General features: G+C 66.2%; 1 protein-coding gene. It reads right to left on the bottom strand.

The window, feature by feature from the left end:
• A partial coding sequence (locus DVK07_RS23145) for a hypothetical protein (RefSeq protein ID WP_158603232.1) occupies nt 1-438 on the bottom strand: 438 nt, incomplete at both ends.

Below are 438 nucleotides of genomic sequence, written 5' to 3'. Positions count from 1 at the left end.
AACGCATCGACAACGTCCCCCAGCACGCCGGCGAGGTCGACGTCGTCGACGAGGTCGTCGTAGTCCTCGAGGAGAGACCGAGCAGTCCCGACGGCGTCGACGAGGTCCGCGAGAGCATCGGCAGCGTCGACGGCGTCAGTAGCGGCATGCTTGTGCCCCTCGCCCCGGATCCATGCTCGATCCCAGTCGTCGTCCCAGAGGTCTGCGCTGAAGAGGTCCTGACGGTCTTCGATGTCGCCGCGGAGCGCATTCGCGAGCCACACCGAGTGGTCAACGAACTCGGGACCGAACTCTTCGGTGTAGGCCTCTCCGGGATACTCGTCGAGGACGACAGCCCGCTCCCGGCGCCGAGTCGTCCCGTGCTCATCGTGTTCGTAGTAGGTCCGTGCGCTCTCGACGTGGGCATGGCCGTACGACCCGATCACGACGTCGATGGGG

The sequence above is a fragment of the Halorubrum sp. Atlit-26R genome (assembly GCF_003666015.1).
In the GTDB taxonomy this organism is placed as follows: Archaea; Halobacteriota; Halobacteria; order Halobacteriales; family Haloferacaceae; genus Halorubrum.
Note: the sequence above shows the minus strand (reverse complement) of the source record. Positions and strands in the feature narration are given on the sequence as shown.